The organism is Rhodococcus sp. LW-XY12 (assembly GCF_019317345.1).
Lineage (GTDB): Bacteria > Actinomycetota > Actinomycetes > Mycobacteriales > Mycobacteriaceae > Rhodococcus > Rhodococcus pyridinivorans.
In genome coordinates, this window is the sequence record NZ_CP079226.1 from 48,330 (window position 1) to 63,500 (window position 15,171).

A 15,171-nucleotide genomic window follows, 5' to 3' on the forward strand; every position below is an offset into this window, starting at 1 on the left:
CCGGGCTCATGGCTCGGATCGGGTCTCGCGTACATTTCTGGCGCCGTCGAACCCGGTGGTGAGGTCAGCGAGGAGCAGCTCCGCCGTCTCATGGGGCACGGCCAGGACCCCAACACGAGCGAACAGTTGGGTCGTCCGTACCGCCGATTCGCAAGCACTGCCGAGCGAGTTGCCCGTCGGCTTGAGAAGCTTCCCGAGACCCTCGCTCCCGCTGATAGGGGTGCACAGGTGGCGTTGATCGAGGCGGAAGAGGCAGGGAAACCGACGGGTGTGTTCGGCGAAGTCGGTGAGGCGGGCGAGGTTCTGTCGGGTCTTGACGGCGAGGTAGCGGCCGTTGACTTTCCGGTCTTCGTTGATCTCAAGCAGGGCTTCGGCGGCATGCTGGCGGACGTAGGGGTCTTCGGCGTTGTCGGCGGCGATCTGTGGCCCAGACTTCGCGAATTCGGGCAGGGGTACTAAAGCCCACCCCCTGTTCCCGATCGGGCACACTGCAGAACTTACTCTCTCCCTCGCCGCCATCTGCAGTGCACGCGACTTCGCGATGGTTTGGACGCGGCTGTCGAGCGAGCCGAAGGTGAGGCGAGCAAGGCAGATCGCGCCTACGTTCGAGCCATCACCTTCGCCGCCGGTCAGTTGCTTCGCGCAGTCGCCGAAGTCCACCGGGCAAGCCTGGCGAGCCGTATTCGTCGGCGGTCTCGAGGCAGCGGTCGTGTGTGCAGCGCATGATGGCGGAGAGCCGGTCCTGCGTGTAGTCGAATGTCCAGGAGCCGCGCGAGGCGTTCTGCTGCGTCTCCAGAGCGCGCTGAATTTACCAGATCGGTGACGATTTTGGTGTTCTTGGTGGACTAATGACCGTTCTCGGGCAGGTCAGAGTCCCGCGCGGCGGCTTCGCCGTTGTCGAGGGACGCAAGCGTGGCCATCTGGTCGGTGCTAAGGCGGAAGTCGAAGACCGAGAGGTTCTCGACCAGGCGTTTGGGGTCTGACGATCTCGGCACCGGCACGAGGCCCTGCTGCACGTGCCAGCGGAGCACCACCTGTGCCGCCGTTCGTCCGACGTCCGCCGCGATCTGCACGATCGTCGGGTTCTCCCGCAGCTCGGGCCCGCGGCCGAGCGGGCTCCAGCTCTCGGTCACGATACCGAGCACCTCGTGCGCGCGTCGAGGAACGGTACGGGCGATGTCGGGGCTGAGCTGGATCTGGTTCACGTCGGGCACGACCCCGGTCGCGGAACCGACGACGGCGGTGCGAGTCGCTTCACGGTTGGGCAAGGAGATGCCGGCCCATTGCACCTCCACGGGAAAGGTTCTCCTGGCGCAGCTCCCGCGAGAACAATTGGACCGTCTCTACCCCGACGAGCAACTCTCACAGGTGACTCCGCAGTCGATCCGTACCAAGACCGAGCTCCTCGCACAACTGGATCTTGTCGCGAAGCAGGGCTATGCAACGAACCGGGAGGAGAGCGAGGAGGGCGTGGCCTCGGTGGCCGTGGCCGTTCCCTCGGCGAGCGGGCTGCGGTTGGCGATCAACGCATCTGCCCCGGTGTTCCGCTTGCCTCCCCGCAAGGTGAAGACCCTCGTCGCACTCCTCGATGAGGCAGCCGTACGTCTGGCCGACCTGACCTCCTGAAGGCTCGTCGTCTCTTTCCCCTGCGACCTGGTGCAGGGGTCGTTCGGCGCGTTCTGAAGAGAGCTCGAGCCATGCTGGACTGTTGGCGCCGCGCAAGCTATTGTGTCTTCTAGTTAGGAACAAGTTCTGCTCAGCAGATAAATATGCGAAGAGGATGATCAATGCAGATCGTACTGGTGCACGGCGGATGGGTAGGCGGCTGGGTGTGGGACGGCGTCGCCGACGAATTGCGCAGAATGGGGCACGAGGTGATCGCGCCGACGCTGCGCGGTCTCGAAGACGGTGACGTGGACCGCTCCGGCGTCACGATGAGCATGATGGCGCGCGATCTGATCGATCAGGTAAGAGAGCTCACCCAGCTCGACATCGTGCTCGTCGGTCATAGCGGCGGAGGTCCGCTCATCCAACTCGTCGCTGAGGCGATGCCCGAGCGCATCGGCCGGGTCGTCTTCGTCGACGCCTGGGTGCTGCGCGACGGCGAGAGCATTAACGACGTGCTCCCCGATCCGTTGGTCGCAGCGACGAAGGCGCTTGCGAGTCAGTCCGACGACAACACCATCGTCATGCCGCCTGAGCTCTGGGCCGCGACTATGCAGGACATGTCCCCGTTCGAGCAGCAGCAGCTCGCCGCGCTCGAGCCGAGGCTCGTCCCATCGCCGGCAGGCTGGTCCGATGAGCCGATCCGCCTCGACCGGTTCTGGGCGAGCAGCATCCCGTCAAGTTATGTGTTCCTCGCTCAGGACCAGGCCGTTCCCGCTGAGATCTACCAGGCCGCGGCCGGGCGGCTTGATAGTCCGCGCACGATCGAGATCGACGGAAGCCATTTGGTGATGCTCACGCATCCGGAGAGGCTCGCACGGGCCCTCGACGCCGTCATTGCCTAACAGGCCTGGGGAAGCTATGGATTCGATTTCACGCCCAGACGACGTCGCGCCGATCTCGTACACCGAACTGGCGCCGTCGGGTGCGCCTGCTCGGTGGATCGTCCTCGTGCACGGGGGTGGTGCCTCGAACGAGTACTATCTCGAGACGCCCGACGGCCGACAGGGCTGGGCGGCACGATTCGTATCGCTTGGCTACGGTGTGCTGGTGGTGGACTGGCTGGGGTTGTCCTATGAGGCGGCCCAACACGTCGATGATCGTGCGGCGTCTGCGCGGCTGGACTATGAGAGCGTGTGCCGAGGGATGGGCGTGTTCCTCTCTGGTCTCGGCCGGAACGTCGTGCTGGTCGTGCACTCGATGGCAGGTCCGATTGGCTTCCGCCTCCTAGAGACGCATGGCGATCTCATCGACGGGCTCGTAGCCGTCGCTCCGGGCCCGCCTGGAAATATACAGGCGGTGCCCGAGATCGTGAGGGAGTCCGACCAGGAGGTCTCCATCCGTGGAGCGGCCATCGACTGGACCATCCCGAAGATGGGTTTCTGGGAACCCACAAGCGCCTTCGTGAACGACAAGGCCATCGGACCCAGCCGGCGGTTCCCCCGCGAGTGCATCGAGGTGTTCCGCCGCACCCTTCGGCCGATCCCGGCCCGGATGCTTTATCAGCGTCAGAACATCGGTGGGAGCCAAATGAGGATCGGGCCGACCGACGCGTTCACGAACAAGCCGATTCTCGTCTTCACGGGTGGAGCCGATACCGACCACCCCTCGCAGCTGGATCAGGACATCGTGGCCTGGCTCACCGATCAGGGCGCCGCCGTCACCTTCTGGTCGTCCGAACTGCCTCTTCTCGCTGGGAACGGCCACTCGCTGATGGTCGAAGACAATAGCGACGAGATCGCTGACGAGATCGCGCGGTGGATCACGGCGCTCTGACTCGCCACCGTATCGTCCCGGCCATTATTTCAGCCGACCCGACGTCCCCAACAGCGGAGGAGAACGCCAGTCGTTTCCTTCGTGTCACTCGAGGGAACGCTGTGCCAGCTCGTTGCCGACTACGACTTGGTCGATCGGGCCCTTGCTCGAACTCCTCATTTCATACGTCTGGCGATGGACTCAAGGGAGATGTTCGCCGACGGCCGCGTGCAACTCCAGGTCATCGGTGGACAGCTGAGGCGTCTGCCACGACGCATCGAGACGATCGGTTCGCAGCTCGAACGGAACGTTCGGGCTGAGCATAAGGATGGCCGCGGGCCTGCTCATCATCACCCCGGCCGCAACCCCCTGGAGGTCCAACAAAGATGTCGACTGACCGGCAAAGACCTGAAGCTCGCGCTGCTTGCCTCCGGCGACAGGAAACATTTTGACGAGAGGATATCCATGACGACGGAAACCCATCCAAGCAATGACCCCGCAACGGTCCCGAGGCTCCACCTGAGGCACGGGCATAGCATTCCGCATCTAGGTCTGGGCACCTGGCCACTAGTGGGGGAAGAGTGCGAAACGGCCGTCCGCTACGCCATTCGAAGCGGCTACCGGCTCGTCGACACCGCGTTCCAGTACCGCAATGAAGACGCGGTGGGACGCGGTGTCCGCACGGCAGGCGTTGCGCGTGAAGAGTTGTTCGTCTCCAGCAAGTTCAACAAGGAGTCCCACAGCGTCGACGGTGTGCAGCGGGCCTACGACCGTAGTCTCCAAGCCTTGGGCCTGGACTACCTGGACATGTTCATGTGCCACTGGCCCGTGCCGGCCTTGGACCAGTACACCGAGGCATGGAGAGGCCTCGTCAAGCTCTTGGACGAAGGCCGTGTCAAAGCGATCGGTGTCTCCAATTTCAAGCCGGACCATCTGGAGAAGGTCATTGCCGCGACCGGCGTGGTTCCCGACGTGAACCAGATCCAGCTCAGCCCCGATCTCGCACGGCTACCCCCGCGGGCAGTGCACCAGGACCTGGGCATCATCACCGAAGCCTGGAGCCCTATTGGTCGCGAATCGGGACTGCGCGACCACCCCATCGTGGTGCAGATCGCGCAACGGACAGCAAAGAGTCCGGCGCAGGTTCTGCTCCGCTGGCACGTCCAGCAAGGAATCGTCCCGATCCCGCAGGCCGCCAAACCCGCATGGCTGGTCGAGAACATCTCGGTGTTCGATTTCTCCCTGACTGCCGAGGAAATGGCCGCCCTGGCGAGGCTGGACCGCGGAGAGAACGCCGCCCGCGACTCCGACTCCCCCGAGAACGGCCACTGACCCTTGCCGCACCCACCCGTACCTGGCACGAAGAGTGGGAGGGGTTGACGTAGATCACAAAATGCGGAAACCTCTTCACGACAGAGTGGACCTCTGCTCTGCAGACTGACTGATCGATGATCGAGAAGGAGCTCTCCCATGGCAGACCATCACGGCGTCCTCGAGGACGTACGGCGGGGCATGATCCCTGCACATATCTACAACGACAAAGAGCTCTTCGAACTCGAGAAGGAACGTCTCTTCAGCCGCAGCTGGCTGTTCGTCGCCCACGAGTCGGAGGTCCCCGAGGCTGGTGACTACGTGGTCCGCAGGGTCCTCGAGGACTCGTTCATTATCTCTCGGGACGAACAGGGCGAGGTCCGGGCCCTGTTCAACATGTGCCTCCACCGGGGCATGCAGGTGTGCCGGGCGGAGATGGGCAATGCCTCCCACTTCCGTTGCCCGTACCACGGTTGGTCTTACCGCAACGACGGGCGCCTCGTTGGCCTGCCGTTTCACAAGGAGGCATACGGCGGGGAGGAAGGCTTCAAGAAGAAGGGCCAGACCCTGTTGCCTGCTCCCTCGCTGGCCACGTACAACGGTCTGATCTTCATCAGCATGGACCCGGATGCCGAGCCCCTGGAGGAGTTCCTGGGGGACTTCAAGTTCTACCTGGACTACTACACGAAGCAGAGCGCGGACGGCATCGAGCTGCGTGGCCCTCAGCGTTGGCGGGTCAAGGCGAACTGGAAGATCGGGGCCGAGAACTTCGCCGGGGACATGTACCACACGCCCCAGACCCACACCTCGGTGGTGGAGATCGGCCTCTTCCGCGAGCCCAAGGCGGAGAAGCGCAAGGACGGCACCACGTACTGGGCTGGCAACGGTGGCGGCACCACTTACAAGCTGCCCGAAGGTGGCCTGGAGGAGCGCCTGCGCTACGTGGGCTACCCGGACGAGATGATCGCCCGGATGAAGGAGCAGTGGACCCAGGAGCAGCTCGACGTGGTCGGCAAGGACGGGTTCATGATCTCGGCGGCCTCACTGTTCCCGAACATGAGCTTCGTCCATAACTGGCCGCGGGTCGAAGAGGGCTCCGACGAGGTGCTCCCCTTCATTTCCATCCGCGTGTGGCAGCCGATCAGCGAGAACGAGACGGAAGTCCTCTCGTGGTTCGCCGTCGACAAGAACGCGCCGGAGGAGTACAAAGCGCTTTCCTACAAGGCGTATCTCATGTGCTTCGGCAGTGGCGGCATGTTCGAGCAGGACGACGTCGAGAACTGGGTGTCCCTCACCAATACTGCCGCCGGCTCCATGGCACGGCGTCTGCTGCTCAACAGCCGGATGGGCATGCTCGAGAACGGCGAGAACGTCGTCGAGGCCCTGTCCCCCGAGGAATACTCGGGACCCGGCGCCACCCGTGTCGGCTACAGCGAGTACAACCAGCGGGAGTTGTTGCGCCGGTGGGCCGATCACCTCGAACGTCCGGTAGAAGCCGCAGCGCAGGTGCACGTGGGCTCGGACCCGGTGCAAGCGCCACCGGCCGCCGGATCGGGGCCCGCCCGCCCGGCCTGCGGCAGCGCAGAGACCGCGCCCGCAGCAACCCTTCACGAGGAGGTCTGATCATGAGTGTTGGAACGGCACACGAGAACGAGAACTTGACGCTGTCCGAACAATCGGCGCTGGGAGCCCACGCCCCGCGTACTCAGCGGACGGGGCAGACCCTGCCTTTCAACGATGAACTTCACCTGGAGGCGCATCGTTGGCTGGTCGATGAGGCGTACCTGTTGGACGCCCAGGACTACGACGAGTGGCTCTCCCGGATCGCCGATGACGTGCACTATCTCATGCCCGTCCGCGTCACCACTGCCCTGGGCGCCGGATACTCCACCTCACCGGGGATGGCGCACTGGGACGAGAACAAGTACTCGCTCAGTCGCCGCGTGGCACGCTTCGCCACCGAGCACGCGTGGACCGAAGATCCGCCGTCGCGGCTGCGCCACTACATCACCAACGTGCGCACCTTCCGCACCCCCGACCCGCAAGAGATCATCGTGGACTCGGCGGTTCTTCTCTTCCGCAGCCGTGGTGACGTCGGGGAGTCCTCCACTGTCTCGGCAGGACGCGAGGATCTCCTCCGCCGTACCTCATCCGGGTCCGGGTGGGAGCTGGCCCGTCGCACCATCATGGTCGACGAGTCGGTCATCCGCATGCAGAACCTGGCGATCTTCCTGTGAAACTGGAATGGGAAGGCGAGGAGGAAGACCGCCTCGCGGCGATCCAGGCCACCGAGGAACGCCGCCGGCTCGAAGAGCACGTCACCGGCAAGCCGATCGTGATCGCTAACGAGTTCTCGGAGGTCCAGGTCACCCGCATCGAGACCCGCAACGGTTCGCGGCTGATGATTCAATCTCCTCGTTCGGGCCAGTGGGTAACGCTCTGCCCGCTGGAACTGGAGTCCCTGACCTGGCAGGCCCCGGCCACGTTCTCGGCCATGATCGGCCACCCTTTCGGGCCGCTCGTGGCCGAAGACGAATAAACACCCCAACCGCCAGAGCACCACCGTCTCAAGCTAAGGAGTTCGACCATGCCCGTTGTAAAAGCCGATCTGCAGGCCTGTCAGGGGTACGCGAACTGCGTCGTCGGAGCCTCTGACTACTTCGACCTGGACGACGACGGGATCGTCGTGCTGCTCCAGACCGAAGTCCCCGAAGCCGACCGCGCCCGCGTCACCGAAGCCGCGCGCAGCTGCCCGGTCTCCGCACTGGTGGTAGAGGACGCATGAGCCCGGGCACCGTCGTCGTCGTCGGGTCCTCCATTGCCGGGGTGCGCACCGCGCAGTCCCTCCGGCTGGAAGGCTATAAGGGGGAGATCATCCTCGTGGGAGAAGAGACCGAACTTCCCTACGATAAGCCGCCATTGTCGAAATCCGTTCTTGCGGGATCCGCCGACGAGGACTCTATCCGGCTGCTGACACAGGAGCAGGCCGATGCCGAGGACATCCAACTCCTGCTGGGACACCGCGCTGTCGGTTTAGACGTCGCCGAGAACCTGCTGAAGCTTGAAGGGCATGACCCCCTTCATTACGACAACCTCGTCATTGCCACCGGAGCATCACCCCGGCCCTCTCCCTGGGGCCAGTCTCCAGGGATTCACGTGCTGCGCACCCTTGAGGACGCCCGCGAACTACGTGGGGACCTTCTCCGGGGTGGGGCGCTGGCCGTCATCGGGGCAGGGTTCATCGGCGCCGAAGCGGCAGCCACCGCCCGCGGCCTGGGATTGGAGGTCACCGTCATCGACCCGGTGCCCGTGCCCATGAGCCGCCTCTTTAACCCTGAGATCGGCCAGTGGTTCGCAGACCTTCACCAGGACAACGGGGTCAACACCATGTTCGGCACCGGAGTGGAAGCTATCGAAGGCGAGGAGGGCAACTTCTCCCTCCACCTGACCAACGGTGAGAGCGTTCAGGCGGCCACCGTGCTGATCGGTATTGGCGTCATCCCCAATGACTCCTGGCTCAGCGCATCTGGCCTGCTGGTGGACAACGGGGTCGTGCTCAACGAGTACTGTCAAGCCCTCGACGCTGCGAACGTGTACGCCGTCGGCGACGTAGCCCGCTGGCGCCACCAGAAGCACGGCGAGGACGTCAGGACCGAGCACTGGACTAACGCGGTGGAACAGGCCGCATGCGTGGCCTACAACATCATCCATCCGGAACAGCCGCGCGCCTACACGCCCATTGAATACGTGTGGAGCGACCAGCACGACTGGAAGATCCAGGTCGTGGGACGCGTCGGAGGCAATGTCGACCACGTCCTCATCGGACACCCGCAGGTCCACGGCAAGTTCGCCGCCCTCTACACCATCGACGGCACCACCGTCCGGGGCGCAGCCATCGTGAACTGGCCCAAAGCCCTCATTGCCTGCCGTCTGGGCATGGCCAGGGGCATCACGGTGCAGGATCTGCGCGCCAAGCTCGAACCCCAGTTGGAGCCACCGGCGAGGAGGGCGTCATGACACCCGGGAACTTGCTGCCCCAGACCGAGAGCGTCACCCGGGAACGTATCGCCCTCGCCTGCCGGGTCTTGGCCCATCGGGGCCTTGCAGATGGAATCTTGGGTCACATCAGCCTGAAAATTACCGACAGCACATTGCTGGTGCGCTGTCGCGGCCCGTACGAACGCGGACTGGCGTATACGCAAGCCGAAGACATCCGCATGGTGGACCTCGACGGCAATCCCGCCGCCGACGGCGAGCTCGCGGACGGGTACACGGTCCCCAACGAACTGCCGCTGCACACCGAGCTCTTCCGGCGCCGCCCAGACATCCGGGCTGTCGTTCACGCCCATCCCCCGCGAGTGGTTGCCGCCGACCTGGCAGGGCTTGCAGTACGCCCCATCGTAGGGGCGTACGACATTCCCGGAGCCCGCCTCGCCGCCAACGGGGTGCCCGTCTATCCCCGCGGAGTACTCATCCGCGACCGTCGGCTCGCCACCGAAATGGCCGATGCTATGGGAACAAGGCCCGTTGTTGTGCTGCGGGGCCACGGCCTCACCAGCGCGGCCGAAACCGTCGAGCAAGCAGTTCTCCAGGCCATCAGCGTGGACGGCCTGTCCGGGTTGGCACTGCAAGTGACTTCGGCTGGTGGGCACCTCGTCGACCTGCCCGACGCCGATATGGCCGAACTGCCCGACCTCGGAGGAGCATTCAACACAGAGACTGCCTGGAGACATGAACTCGCACGACTTGGTGAGCCTCGTTGACGGCCTGCGCCCTAGCCGGACAGAGACTGAACCCCCGGTCAGTAACATGAAGCTCATGTCCGCATCACGGGCGGAGGACGACTCCAGATACGGCCCTCCTCCGCAGTACCCCATCGAATCCGTCGACAACGCACTCCGATTGTTGCTGCTCTTCGAGACTCGGCCGAGCATCCGGCTCACCGATGCCAGCAAGTACCTCGGAGTGGCGTCATCCACGGCCCATCGCCTCATGGGGATGCTCCTCTACCGAGGTTTCGTACGGCAGAACCCTCAGACCAAAGCGTACGAACCCGGACAAGCACTCAGCTCCATCGCCTTCGCCATACGGCGCCACGTCGACATCGGAACGCTAATTCGTCCAGCAATGGAAAGGGTATTCGAGGCAACCGGAGAGACGGTGCACTTTGCCGAGCTCAAAGGCTCGAACACACACTTTCTGGAGGCCATCGAAAGTCAACGCGCCGTCCGCGTTGCCTCACGTCAAGGTGCGATGCTTCCCGCCAACTGCACTGCAACGGGCAAAGCAATGCTGAGCCTACTCACCACGGAACAACTGCATGCCCTGTACCCGTATGAGGAGCTCCCGGGTCTCACCAAGGGATCTATCATTTCCCGTTCCGATCTGGAGCGTGCCCTCGAAACGATTCGGCAAACCGAATACTCAACGAGCCAGGAAGAAAGCGAAGACGGCGTCATGTCAGTCGCTGTTCCCATCACCAGCCCGAGCGGAGGATACTACGGGATCAATGTATCCGTGCCCGCTCACCGCATGACTGAACAACTCCGCACAGAACTCGGAGCTATGCTCCAGACAGCCGCCAAAGAAATCCAGAACTTGCTCGTTTAAGGATCTCGACGGCCAGTGACGGTGGTGCTGTGGACAGGACCACCTCAGCTCAGCGGCGATTCTAGAGAGTCGATTCTCCGCAGTCGGAGCCCGAAGAAGAAGGAAATGACCACGGCGACGGTTGCCATAGTGACGAGCATCGCCCAGGTCAGTGTCGAGTTACCGAGGCTAAGGGCCACCCCGGTGAGCATGGGGCCGATGGTATTGCCGATGTACGTGCCGGTCTGGACAATGTCGGTGGCCGCTGCGGTGGCCCCAGGCGCCATGTGCGAGATGAGGAAGTGCACCAGACCTGGCCACCCCCACCCCAGGCCCACCGCTAGCAGGACACCTACCACGTAGCTCCAGGTGGTGGGGATCGCCATGAGTGAAAGCCCGACGGCGCAGACGATGAGTGCTGTCTGGATCAGAGAAAGTGCTGACACGCCGGAGGTTTGCTGTAGCGGTGAGGCGCGGGGACGCACGCCCCGCTTCGGAAATCGAACGTGCCCCCGCTGAGGGGCCGCACGGGAGCGGGTCCCCTTGTGTGCGTTGAACTCCCCGTTGCGGTCGCCGATCATAGCGGCGGCGAACGGGCACGTATGGCCCGTGCAATGTGTTGAACGTTGTCAACGGCGGGTGAAAATTGACCCCTATGTGACGGGCGAATTCTGACCCCTCTGGTTGTTGGTCTGTGCGGTCATGAGGTCTCGTCGTGCTTTGGTCCGGTAGGACTGGCCGCCGAGGGTGAGGACCTCGGCGTGGTGGACGAGACGGTCGATCATCGCGGCGGCGACGATGTCGTCGGCGAAGATCTCGCCCCAGCGGCCGAATGGCATGTTCGAGGTCACCAGGATCGAGCCCTGCTCGTAGCGGTGAGCCACGAGCTGGAAGAACAGGTTGGCGGCGTCGGAGTCGAACGGGATGTAGCCGACCTCGTCGATGATGAGCAGCTTGTAGCGGCGCAACTTGCGCAGCTCGGCCTCTAGGCGGTTCTCGGCGTGCGCGGCCTGAAGCCTGGCGAGCCAGCCGACGGCGGTGTCGAACTGCACGGCGTAGCCGGCGGCGATCGCCTTGTATCCGAGGGCGATCGCCAGGTGGGTCTTGCCCACTCCGGGCGGCCCGAGCAGGACTACGTTGTCGGCCTTGCCGATGTAAGTGCTCGTCGCTAAGTGCGCGAGCACGTCTTTGCGCAAGGTGGGCTGATGGTCGACATTGAAGTCCTCGAGCGTCTTGACCTGCGGGAAGTGTGCCGCTCGCGTGCGGACCTGGATGCCGGAGGCCTCTCGGTCGGCGACCTGGCGGCCCAAGACTGCGGCCAGGTACTCCTCGTAGGTCCAGCCCTGCCTACGGGCGGTATCGGCGAGGTCGGCGAACACGCCCGAGATGGTCGGGGTCTTGAGCACCCGGGCTGCGTAGGCGACCTGGGACGAGGCGTCTTCGCTCATGCCGACACCTCCGAATCCAATGCTGCGTTCCCGGCGAAGTCGACGTCGTAGAGGTCGTCGTAGTCGCGCAGCGGGCGCACCACCGGATCAGTGAACGAACTCATCGGTGGTTGCTCGCGGGTCCGCTGCCAGTAGTCCACGCGCAGTTGCTTTGCCAGCTCCACATGCTCGGGGTTGGTGACCGTCCCGCGGCGGGACCAGCTGCGGCGGTGCTCAGCCACCAGGGCGCCCGCGCAGTTCACCGTCACCGTATGCAGGCTGGCGACTACCTCGACCAGGCGACCGATCACGCGGGGGTCGACTGAGTAGTCCACCGAGTCGATACGGACGTAGTAGTCCCGCGCCAGTCTCACCGTCGTGCGCAGGCCCGTGGTCGGTGCGACCGGCGGAAGGGCGAGCATCCGGGCCCGGTCCTCGACTAGTGCGTCGACGGGTCGAGCTCCCAACACTCGCACGGTGCGCGAGTTGGCTGTTTCCAGCCACTCGGTGAGCTGGCCATTGAAGTCCTCGGGGCCGGTGAAGGTCCGGCCCGCCATGAACGACTGGCCGAGGTAGCCGTTGTGTCGTTCGACCATCCCCTTGAACTCTGGGTCCCGCGGCGGGGCAATGACCAGCTTCGACGACAATGTCCCGGCGAACGCCGCGGCATCGACCGTCGGCTTGCCCGCCGAGGTCGCGATCGCCGATTCCCGGTCCCACCACAGGCGATGGGATACAGCCCCGAGCTGGCCCAGCAGCAGCCACATGCCGGCCAGGATGTCCCCGGCCATCCGGGAGGGGATCATCGTCGCCGAGATGTACCTCGAGAACGCCAGCGTCATCACCAACACCGGCATCTGAGCACTCTGACCTGCGCCCAGCGGAATCAGCGTCTTCGGGAACCACAGATCGCACTGCGTCGTATCGCCGGGCTTGTGAGTATTTGGAGGCTTGGGGGCCATCGGATATTGCGTTTGGGGGCCAGCAGTATTGCCGTTGGGGGCCGGTGATCGCGTCTGTGGGGACCACCGGCCCCGTCTCGGGGATTATTTACTGACTCCCGGCAGCGGCCGCATGCTCGCGCATGTTGTGGGTGCCGGTGTCGATCCAGATGGTGTTGTGCACGATGCGGTCCATGACGGCGTCGGCGTGTACTCCGGAGCCCAGGCGCTGGTGCCAGTCCTTCTTGGAATACTGGGTGCAGAACACGGTCGACCCGGTGTCGTAGCGTCGTTCAAGGAGCTCGAGGAGCATTCTGCTGATCGTCTCGTCGGGGTGGTCTAGGAGCCATTCGTCGATCACCAGCAGGGAGAACGCGGCGTACTTTTTGAGGAATTTGTTCTGGCCTTGGGGTCGGCCTTTGGCCAGGGCCCAGGCTTCTTCGAGGTCGGGCATTCGGATGTAGTGCGCCCGGAAGCGGTGCTGGCATGCCTGCTTGGCCAGGGCACAGCCGAGGTAGGACTTGCCCGAGCCGGTGAAGCCCTGGAAGACGACGTTCTGTTGGCGCTGGATGAACGAGCAGGTGGCCAGCTGCGCGAGGACGGCGCGGTCCAGGCCGCGTTCCTCGACCAGGTCCACGCGCCGCAGATCGGCTGCTGGGTAGCGCAGGTTGGCCCGGCGGATGAGTCCGTCGATCTTGGAGTGGTTGAAGCTCTCGTGGGCGTGGTCGACGACCAGCTGCAGGCGCTCGCCGAAGTTCATGCCGACCACGTGGTCGTCGTGTTGCGCTTCGATCGCCTCGAGCAGTGGCTGGGCGCCCATCTCGCGGAGCTTGCGCTTGGTCTCGCTATCGATGCTGCTCATCGGGTGCTCCTGGCGTAGTAGTCGGCGCCGCGGACGTACCCGCCGGCCTGTTCGGGCTTCGTGCGTGGCTGTAGGGCGGCGGTCTTGTCTTGGCCGGTGGCCAGGATCGGGTGGATATGCGCGTAGCGGGGCGAGCGCACGGGCCCGGTCAGCGCCAGGGCGCAGGCGGCTTCGACGCGCTCGGCTGAGAACCGCCGCGAAAGGCGCAGCACCGCCAGGGCGGCGTCGAGGCCCTGTTCGTCGACGGGTACGGATTCGAAGATCCGGTTGATCACGATGACCGCCGCTGGCCCCACCCGCTCGGCCCACTCCCGTACCCGGGGTGCATCCCACTGTTGGTACTGGCGGCCGGCCGGCAGGTCGGCGTCGTTGGTGCGGTACTGCCCGGCGGCTCCAGCTGGGAGCAGCAGGTGGCTGGAGATCCGCTCGGTGCCGCGGTAGATCTCCAGCGTGCGGGCGGTGATCCGCACATCGACCTTGGTACCGATGTGGGCCAGCGGGGCGGAGTAGAAGTTGCGCTCGAACACCACGTGCCCGTTGCGGCCGACCCGGCGGCCGTAGAGCCACCGGCTGATCTCGAACGCCACCGCGGGCAGCGGCGTGAGTAGCGGCCGCTCCTCGGCGGTGAACACGCTCAGTCTCGAGCCGGGGCGTTTCTGGAATGGTTCGCGGTTTTAGGCGTCCATCCGCTCACCGATCGCCTCGGCCAGTTCGGGCACCGTGTGAAACGTCCGGTCCCGCAGGCCGGCGATCACCCAGGTCGCCACGTGCGCCACGGTGTTCTCGGTGCTCGCCTTGTCCTTCGGGCGCCGTATCCGGCCTGGCAGAACGGCTGCGGAGTAGTGGGCGGCCATCTCCCGGTAGGCGTCGTTGAGGACGATCTCGCCGTCGCGGGGGTGCTTGACCACGCCGGTCTTGAGGTTGTCGCACACGATCCGCGGTACCGACCCGCCGATGGCGTCGAACATCGCCACGTGAGCCCGAAGCCACGCGTCCTGCTGCATGTCGGTGCTGGGCCAGACGAACGCGTACCGGCTGAACGGCAGGCACGCCACGAACAGATACACCTTCCGCGTCGCCCCGGTGACCGGGTCAGTCACCTCCATCGTGGGGCCGGACCAGTCGACCTCGACCGTCTGGCCGGCCTTGTGCCCCACGCGGGAGGCGGCGCCGGTCACCATCACGTGTCGCTGGTAGGTCTTGCACCACCGGTCATATCCCATCGCCGGCGCTTTCGCGTGGGCGCAGCGGTCGGTGTACTCGCCGTGCAGCAGCTTGAGCGTGACCCCGACCCGGGCCATCTCGCGGTGGACCTGCTCCCAGTCCGGCTGGGCGAACACGCTCTCGTGCTCACCGCGCCCCGGGAACAGGCGGGCGTACACCCGCTCATCGGTCAGCTCGGCGACGTCGTCCCAGCTCGTCTCGGTCGCATCGGCGGCCTCCAGCACCGCGGTGATGCTCTTGCGGGACATGCCCTGCGAGGCGGCAATTGCCCCCCGGACAGGCCTTCGGCGCGAAGCTGCAACACGAGCTTCGCCCTGATCTTCCGTACAGTCACGGATTGCTCCTTCCGCCGCGTGCCCTATACACGCGGCGGAAGGAGCCTAGAAGCGGGTGGCCC

The 15,171-nt window shown here is 64.8% G+C and carries 18 protein-coding genes and 1 pseudogene; 12 read left to right on the forward strand and 7 right to left on the reverse strand.

Going from position 1 to position 15,171, the window contains the following annotated elements; all coding sequences use genetic code 11:
* The first annotated feature begins 33 nt into the window (after window positions 1-33).
* On the forward strand, window positions 34-459 hold the full coding sequence (locus KXC42_RS24505) for a hypothetical protein (protein WP_231734932.1): 426 nt from the start codon (window positions 34-36) through the stop codon (window positions 457-459).
* Window positions 460-613: 154 nt separating this feature from the next.
* Here KXC42_RS24505 and KXC42_RS27650 read toward each other — a convergent pair whose 3' ends face one another.
* On the reverse strand, window positions 614-808 hold the full coding sequence (locus KXC42_RS27650) for a hypothetical protein (protein ID WP_120298671.1): 195 nt from the start codon (window positions 806-808) through the stop codon (window positions 614-616).
* Window positions 809-845: 37 nt separating this feature from the next.
* On the reverse strand, window positions 846-1,295 hold the full coding sequence (locus KXC42_RS27655) for an aldo/keto reductase (protein ID WP_024476682.1): 450 nt from the start codon (window positions 1,293-1,295) through the stop codon (window positions 846-848).
* On the opposite strand from KXC42_RS27655, the gene KXC42_RS24515 reads away from it, so the two are divergent.
* From KXC42_RS24515 to KXC42_RS24565, 11 genes are all read left to right on the forward strand, one after another.
* A complete protein-coding gene (locus KXC42_RS24515) occupies window positions 1,273-1,626 on the forward strand; it encodes an IclR family transcriptional regulator (protein WP_229382131.1) in 354 nt (117 codons plus the stop codon). The two genes, KXC42_RS27655 and KXC42_RS24515, sit on opposite strands and share 23 nt — an antisense overlap.
* Window positions 1,627-1,787: 161 nt before the next feature.
* Window positions 1,788-2,510, forward strand: a complete 723-nt coding sequence (locus KXC42_RS24520) for an alpha/beta fold hydrolase (protein ID WP_219130566.1) — start codon at window positions 1,788-1,790, stop codon at window positions 2,508-2,510.
* 16 nt (window positions 2,511-2,526) lie between these two features.
* Entirely contained in the window at window positions 2,527-3,441 is a 915-nt protein-coding gene (locus KXC42_RS24525; RefSeq protein ID WP_195692260.1) for an alpha/beta fold hydrolase, read from the forward strand.
* Window positions 3,442-3,885: 444 nt separating this feature from the next.
* On the forward strand, window positions 3,886-4,752 hold the full coding sequence (locus tag KXC42_RS24530; protein WP_219130585.1) for an aldo/keto reductase: 867 nt from the start codon (window positions 3,886-3,888) through the stop codon (window positions 4,750-4,752).
* Window positions 4,753-4,890: 138 nt separating this feature from the next.
* Window positions 4,891-6,354 carry a Rieske 2Fe-2S domain-containing protein gene (locus tag KXC42_RS24535; RefSeq protein WP_219130567.1) on the forward strand — a complete coding sequence of 488 codons (1,464 nt, stop codon included), beginning with the start codon at window positions 4,891-4,893 and terminating at the stop codon, window positions 6,352-6,354.
* A gap of 2 nt (window positions 6,355-6,356) precedes the next feature.
* The gene (locus KXC42_RS24540; RefSeq protein ID WP_006897057.1) at window positions 6,357-6,968 is read left to right on the forward strand and encodes a 3-phenylpropionate/cinnamic acid dioxygenase subunit beta; all 612 of its coding nucleotides are present in this window, start codon (window positions 6,357-6,359) and stop codon (window positions 6,966-6,968) included.
* Window positions 6,965-7,270, forward strand: coding sequence for a hypothetical protein (locus tag KXC42_RS24545; protein WP_006897056.1), 306 nt, complete (start codon window positions 6,965-6,967; stop codon window positions 7,268-7,270). The genes KXC42_RS24540 and KXC42_RS24545 overlap by 4 nt, the downstream gene beginning before the upstream one ends.
* Before the next feature lie 48 nt (window positions 7,271-7,318).
* A complete protein-coding gene (locus KXC42_RS24550; RefSeq protein WP_006897055.1) occupies window positions 7,319-7,516 on the forward strand; it encodes a ferredoxin in 198 nt (65 codons plus the stop codon).
* A complete protein-coding gene (locus KXC42_RS24555; protein WP_219130568.1) occupies window positions 7,513-8,748 on the forward strand; it encodes an NAD(P)/FAD-dependent oxidoreductase in 1,236 nt (411 codons plus the stop codon). The genes KXC42_RS24550 and KXC42_RS24555 overlap by 4 nt, the downstream gene beginning before the upstream one ends.
* Window positions 8,745-9,494, forward strand: coding sequence for a class II aldolase/adducin family protein (locus KXC42_RS24560; RefSeq protein WP_219130569.1), 750 nt, complete (start codon window positions 8,745-8,747; stop codon window positions 9,492-9,494). Before KXC42_RS24555 ends, KXC42_RS24560 begins: the two co-directional genes overlap by 4 nt.
* A gap of 46 nt (window positions 9,495-9,540) precedes the next feature.
* Entirely contained in the window at window positions 9,541-10,341 is an 801-nt protein-coding gene (locus KXC42_RS24565) for an IclR family transcriptional regulator (protein WP_219130570.1), read from the forward strand.
* 44 nt (window positions 10,342-10,385) lie between these two features.
* On the opposite strand, the gene KXC42_RS24570 is transcribed toward KXC42_RS24565, so the two are convergent.
* The 5 genes and pseudogenes from KXC42_RS24570 to istA form a co-directional block, all read right to left on the reverse strand.
* Complete coding sequence (locus KXC42_RS24570; protein ID WP_156665538.1) at window positions 10,386-10,766, reverse strand: hypothetical protein; 381 nt, start codon at window positions 10,764-10,766, stop codon at window positions 10,386-10,388.
* Window positions 10,767-10,973: 207 nt separating this feature from the next.
* A complete protein-coding gene (gene istB / locus KXC42_RS24575) occupies window positions 10,974-11,768 on the reverse strand; it encodes an IS21-like element helper ATPase IstB (RefSeq protein WP_064257511.1) in 795 nt (264 codons plus the stop codon).
* The gene (locus tag KXC42_RS24580; RefSeq protein ID WP_219130571.1) at window positions 11,765-12,604 is read right to left on the reverse strand and encodes a hypothetical protein; all 840 of its coding nucleotides are present in this window, start codon (window positions 12,602-12,604) and stop codon (window positions 11,765-11,767) included. The genes istB and KXC42_RS24580 overlap by 4 nt, the downstream gene beginning before the upstream one ends.
* Window positions 12,605-12,797: 193 nt before the next feature.
* Complete coding sequence (locus KXC42_RS24585; protein ID WP_064257509.1) at window positions 12,798-13,550, reverse strand: ATP-binding protein; 753 nt, start codon at window positions 13,548-13,550, stop codon at window positions 12,798-12,800.
* Window positions 13,547-15,108 (reverse strand): annotated as a pseudogene (gene istA, locus KXC42_RS24590) (IS21 family transposase). Before istA ends, KXC42_RS24585 begins: the two are co-directional and overlap by 4 nt.
* Window positions 15,109-15,171: the final 63 nt, after the last annotated feature.